This window comes from Polaromonas sp. P1_E3, from assembly GCF_056405935.1.
Genome location: NZ_JBFUBD010000192.1, coordinates 1 through 5,261, shown reverse-complemented (window position 1 = coordinate 5,261; position 5,261 = coordinate 1). Strand labels below are relative to the sequence as shown.

7 protein-coding genes are annotated in these 5,261 nt (G+C 62.9%); all 7 read right to left on the bottom strand.

All coding sequences use genetic code 11. The features are described 5' to 3' along the window. Window positions 1-102: 102 nt before the first annotated feature. Entirely contained in the window at window positions 103-771 is a 669-nt protein-coding gene (gene ureG / locus AC1D0Z_RS15595; RefSeq protein ID WP_477659134.1) for an urease accessory protein UreG, read from the bottom strand. Window positions 772-800: 29 nt separating this feature from the next. After that, window positions 801-1,502 (bottom strand): urease accessory protein UreF, encoded by a 702-nt coding sequence (locus AC1D0Z_RS15590; protein WP_477659133.1) that lies wholly within the window; start codon window positions 1,500-1,502, stop codon window positions 801-803. A 13-nt stretch (window positions 1,503-1,515) separates the two neighbouring features. Then, window positions 1,516-2,136, bottom strand: coding sequence for an urease accessory protein UreE (gene ureE / locus AC1D0Z_RS15585; RefSeq protein WP_477659135.1), 621 nt, complete (start codon window positions 2,134-2,136; stop codon window positions 1,516-1,518). Between the two features lie 79 nt (window positions 2,137-2,215). Next, a complete protein-coding gene (locus tag AC1D0Z_RS15580; protein WP_477659132.1) occupies window positions 2,216-2,737 on the bottom strand; it encodes a hypothetical protein in 522 nt (173 codons plus the stop codon). 56 nt (window positions 2,738-2,793) lie between these two features. Then, entirely contained in the window at window positions 2,794-4,512 is a 1,719-nt protein-coding gene (gene ureC, locus AC1D0Z_RS15575; protein ID WP_477659131.1) for an urease subunit alpha, read from the bottom strand. 85 nt (window positions 4,513-4,597) lie between these two features. Further along, on the bottom strand, window positions 4,598-4,903 hold the full coding sequence (locus tag AC1D0Z_RS15570; protein WP_477659130.1) for an urease subunit beta: 306 nt from the start codon (window positions 4,901-4,903) through the stop codon (window positions 4,598-4,600). A gap of 10 nt (window positions 4,904-4,913) precedes the next feature. Continuing rightward, the coding region (locus tag AC1D0Z_RS15565) for a HupE/UreJ family protein (RefSeq protein WP_477659129.1) at window positions 4,914-5,261 on the bottom strand (348 nt) is incomplete at its 5' end.

Genomic DNA, 5,261 nt, shown 5'->3' with positions numbered 1-5,261 from the left:
GGCTACACTTTTCTTGCGACCTGTCCTGGGTCGCACCTCCCTCCACTGGCGTAGCCAGTTTTACTGCCCGGTCTTCCGGGCTTTTTTTTGCCCTGCTCGCGGCTACGCGGCTTCAGGCTGGGGTAGCAGCATCCCTTTTGTCTCGATAAACGCGATGACCTCCGCAAGGCCGGCATGGGTCTTGAGATTGGTCATGACAAAAGGCTTCAGGCCCTTGGCCGTGGTGCGCATGCGTATGGTGTCCGCCTGCATCACGCCCAGGTCAGCGCCCACATGCGGGGCCAGGTCGGTTTTATTGATGACGAACAGGTCACTTTTGGTGATGCCGGGTCCRCCCTTGCGTGGAATTTTCTCCCCGGCGGCAACGTCGATCACGTAGATGGTGAGGTCGCTCAGCTCGGGGCTGAAGGTAGCGGCGAGGTTGTCGCCGCCGGACTCCACAAACACGACGTCGGCGTCAGGGAAGTCCACCAGCATACGGTCGATGGCTTCCAGGTTGATCGAAGCGTCTTCTCGTATGGCGGTGTGTGGGCAGCCGCCGGTTTCCACGCCCATGATGCGTTCGGCGTCCAGCGCGCCGCTGACGGTCAGGATGCGCTGGTCTTCCTTGGTATAAATGTCGTTGGTAATGGCGACGAGGTCGTATTTGGCCTTCATGCCTTTGCACAGCATTTCAAGCAGGGTGGTTTTTCCGGAACCGACCGGGCCCCCGATGCCGACGCGCAGAGGCGGGAGTTTTTTGGTGCGGTTGGCGATGTGGTGCAGACTCATGGTTGGCTTTGTGGAGGTTGCAAGGGGTCTCAGGAGCGGAACAGCCGCGAATACTGGGTTTCGTGCTGTGACGAAAGAATGGCCAGCATGGGGGAAAAGGCCTGGCGTTCATCATCGGGCAGCTGCATGGCGGCCTCGACCGCTGCGGGTATGCCGCCGGCCAGGCGGGCCAGCATGCGCTGGCCGGCGCTTTGGCCCAAAGGCACGGATTTGATGGCGGCTTGTGTCATGTTTTCAGCCCAGCCGAAAGCATAGGCCAGCAGGCAGTCTCGCACGCCCGCCTCGGTCTGTGAAACGGCCAGCGCAAAGGCGGCGGGGAAGGTCGGCTGCATCTGCGCACAGGCTTCAATGTGTGCGGCGTTGACACCGTCATGGTTGCGCAGCCAGTCCAGCAGGGAGCGGCCCATCTGTTCGGCCTGGGCGCGCAGTTCGCTGGTTTCCCGGGTTTGCAGCACCCAGTCATTGAGTTGCCGCACGCGTGGCAGGTTGCCTGAGCGCCAGGCCGGAACAGCCTGTGCAATCACCGCCAGGTCGCCGCGTGCCACGCTCAGCTGAAGCTGGTCGGTAAGCCAGTCGCTTGCTATCATTTCCGTAGCTGGTTGCGCACGATCCATGGCGGTTTCAAGCCCTTCCGAGTATGAAAAACCGCCTACCGGCAGGGCTGGGGAGGCCAGCCAGATCAGCTGGAGCAGGCTGGAAGCCGCAAGCTGCTCTGCAGGCGGTGCGGACATATTCATCTACGGCCTATTGCGGCTTGTGCCTGTGGATCTGGATGGCGACCGGCTTGGCGTCATGGGCGTGATCGCCGTGGCCATGGTTGCAATCGGGGCCATGCACGTGTGGCGCGGGGGCAGGCTGCGCGTGGTCATGGAAATGTCCGGAAGAATGGTCATGTCCATGGCTGTGGCCGTCGGCGCTGTAGGCCCCGCCTTCCGGCTCGAAGGCTTCCTCCACCTCATTCACGATCAGGTGCATCGCACGCAGCATGTCGGCCAGCACGTGGTCGGGTTCAATTTTGAGATGGTCGGGCTTGAGTTCAATCGGCACATGCCGGTTGCCCAGGTGGTAAGCGGCGCGTGTCAGGTCAAAAGGCGAGCCGTGCGACAGGCACGCGGTGATGCGGAGCACGGCCTGGGGCGCGGCAACCACTTTGACCATGGAGCCATCTTCTGCCACCAGCACGTCGCCACCGCGCACCAGTGTGCCGCGCGGCAGGAACACCCCAAGGTGGCGGTTAAGCGAGTCGGTCGCGTCAAATCGGCTTTTTTGGCGCACGTCCCAGTCGAGCTCGACAGAGGCGGCGCGTTTGAGAAGCACGGGCGCGAGGCCCTTGCCTTGCGGGATGATTTTGGAGCACTGCAWCATGGAGGGGGTCATTGTCGGCAAAGCGTTGTTGGGGGATTTATGCTGCTTTGGAGGCATTCACGAAGCCGGTTTTTGCAGCTCACTGCGCCTTCTTGAACACGACCACCAAATGAGAGGTGATCTGTGTGGAGGGCGAGCTGCTTACCTCGAGGGACACGCCCTCGCTTTCCCAAATGGCGCCGCCGAACAGACCGGCGTGGCGCGATTCCAGGGTCATCGACTTGGGCGCGCCGTATTTTTTACGGAACTCGGCGGCAATCTTCTCGAAGTTGGCCTTGGTCGATGCGTTCTGCACGTATTGATCCTCTTGCCGGGCCAGCACGTTGACGAGCTTGCCGTCGATGAAGCGGAAGCAGGTGTTGAACTTCACGCCGGCGAGGGCCAGGCTCGCCTCTCGCAGGCAGGTGCCCCAAGGCTCGCCGGTCGGTGCCGCGGCAATGGGTTTGGCGGAGGGAAATCGGTTGGACACATCGGCCGGCGACATGCCCAGTTTCGTGCCGGGCCATAGTTCCTGGGCGTGGCTTGCGGCGGCGGCGCAAGCCAATGCGGTAGCGATCAATGCAAGGCGCGCTGCGGACTCGAACGGTGTGGTGGGTTTCATGGCGAAAGGTGAGTTAGCGAGATTCCGATTGTTGCAGCCCGCCTCTGCGTCACCGCCTAGAAAAGAAAATAGCGTTGCGTCATCGGCAGGCTGGTGGCTGGCTCGCAGGTCAGCAACTGGCCGTCTGCGCGCACCAGGTAGGTCTGTGCGTCAACCTCCATCCTGGKGAGATAGGCATTGTGGACCATGTGCTGCTTGCGCACGCCGCGCACGTTTTTCACGGCGCTCACGGTCTTGGCCAGGCCGAAGCGTTCCTTGACGCCGGCGCTCAGCCCCGCTTGCGAGACAAAAGTCAGCGAACCTTTGGCAATCGCGCCGCCGAAGCCGCCGAACATGGGGCGGTAGTGCACCGGCTGCGGTGTAGGGATGGAGGCATTCGGGTCGCCCATGGCAGCCATGGCGATAAAGCCGCCCTTGAGGATGACTGAAGGCTTGATGCCGAAGAAGGCCGGTTTCCAGACCACCAGGTCTGCCCACTTGCCCAGCTCGACCGATCCGACCTCGTGCGAGATGCCATGGGCAATCGCGGGGTTGATGGTGTATTTGCTGATGTAGCGCTTGGCCCGGAAGTTGTCATGGCGGTCCGAATCACCAGGCAGCTTGCCGCGCTGCTGCTTCATCTTGTGCGCAGTCTGCCAGGTGCGGATGATGACTTCGCCCACACGGCCCATGGCCTGGCTGTCGCTGCTCATCATGCTGATCGCGCCCAGGTCATGCAGCACGTCTTCAGCGGCAATGGTTTCCTTGCGGATGCGGCTTTCGGCAAAGGCCAGGTCTTCGGCAATGCCGGCGTCCAGGTGGTGRCACACCATCAGCATGTCGACGTGCTCGTCGAGTGTGTTGACGGTGTAAGGCATGGTCGGGTTGGTGGAAGAGGGCAGGAAGTTTTCTTCGCCCACCACGCGCAGGATGTCCGGTGCGTGTCCACCGCCAGCGCCTTCGGTGTGGAAGGCGCAGAGGCTGCGGCCTTTGGTCGCGGCAATCGTGTTCTCGACAAAGCCCGATTCATTGAGCGTGTCGCTGTGGATGGCAACCTGCGTGTCGGTTTCTTCCGCCACATCCAGGCAGTTGCTGATGGCCGCGGGTGTGGTGCCCCAGTCCTCATGCAGTTTCAGGCCAATGACGCCGGCGTTGATCTGCTCGTGCAGCGCGGCGGGCAGGCTGGCATTGCCTTTGCCCAGGAAGCCCAGGTTCATGGGAAATGCGTCGGCGGCCTGCAGCATGCGCTCAATGTTCCACGGGCCAGGCGTGCAGGTGGTGGCAAAGGTGCCCGTGGCCGGGCCGGTGCCGCCTCCCAGCATGGTGGTAATGCCGGAGGTGAGCGCTTCTTCGATCTGCTGCGGGCAGATGAAGTGAATGTGCGARTCGATGCCGCCGGCCGTGACGATCATGCCTTCGCAGCTGATGATCTCGGTGCCGGGACCGATGATCATGTCGACGCCCGGCTGGGTGTCAGGGTTGCCGGCCTTGCCGATGGCGGCGATGCGCCCACCCTTGATGCCGATGTCGGCCTTGACAATGCCCCAGTGATCGATGATGAGCGCGTTGGTCATCACGCAGTCCATGGCGCCTTCGGCCCGGGTCTTCTGCGACTGGGCCATGCCGTCGCGAATCGTTTTGCCGCCGCCAAATTTGACTTCCTCGCCGTAGCTGCCGGCGCGCAAGGTGTAGTCGGCTTCGACTTCGACCATCAAATCCGTATCAGCAAGACGCAGGCGGTCACCCACCGTGGGGCCGAACATTTCCGCGTAGGCGCGGCGTCCAATGGTTGCCATCAAATTGCTCCCGCAGGGCCGCCCCAAGGGAGGCAAGCGCCCCCTGGGGGGGCAGTGAATACACGAAGTGAAGAACGTGGGGGCATCACAACTTTCCTTGAATCAGGCCGCGAAATCCGAACACTTTTCGGTCGCCGGAAAACTCCACCAGTTCCACCGTGCGCTGCTGCCCCGGCTCAAAGCGCACGGCCGTGCCCGAAGCGATGTTTAGCCGCATGCCGCGCGCAGCATCACGGTCAAAACCGAGGGCGCCGTTGGTTTCGGCGAAGTGGTAATGCGAGCCGACCTGGATGGGGCGGTCGGCCGTGTTCTGCACGACGACGGTCAACGTGCGCCGGCCTGCGTTGAGCACATGGTCGGGTCCGTCGGTAAGGAGTTCGCCAGGGATCATGTTGAACGCCTCAAGCCAGTTGGGTGAGCAGGGCCACGCCAAAGGCGGCGACAGCAGCGCCTGCCGCACGCGGCACCCATACATTGGCGCTGCGCAGCGCCCAGCCCGCAGCCAGGCCCGTCAGGTGTAGCAGCAGCGTGGCGGCAAGCATGCCCGTGAGGGTGGCCCAGGCGTTGGCCGTCCCGGCGAGTTCATAGCCGTGTGCCAAGCCATGGAAAAGGGCGAACACGCCGACGACCAGCGCGGCCGCAACGCCTGTCATCCGCCAGCGCGCGACGACCAGCAGGCCGGTGACCAGCAGTGAAGCCGCGATCATGGGTTCGACGGCGGGAACCTGCACACCCTGCAGGCCCAGCAG